The following is a 237-nucleotide window of genomic DNA, read 5'->3' on the forward strand; positions in this document are numbered from 1 at the left end:
AAACTCGCTCCCGCTCTGGCCGCCGGCAACTGCGTGGTATTGAAACCCGCCGAGCAGACGCCGCTGTCGATCACCCTGCTGGCCGAGATCATCAACGACCTGCTGCCGCCGGGCGTGCTCAATATCGTCCAGGGCTTCGGCCGTGAAGCCGGCGAAGCCCTGGCCACCAGCACGCGCATCGCCAAGATCGCCTTTACCGGCTCCACGCCGGTGGGCTCGCACATCATGAAATGCGCC

The 237-nt window shown here is 65.8% G+C and carries 1 protein-coding gene; it reads left to right on the forward strand.

Features of this window, described 5'->3' with window-relative positions; genetic code table 11:
• Positions 1-237 (forward strand): aldehyde dehydrogenase family protein (locus BVH01_RS18340; protein WP_139317877.1); only part of this gene is annotated, 237 nt, incomplete at both ends.

The organism is Pseudomonas sp. PA1(2017), from assembly GCF_001945375.1.
Lineage (GTDB): Bacteria > Pseudomonadota > Gammaproteobacteria > Pseudomonadales > Pseudomonadaceae > Aquipseudomonas.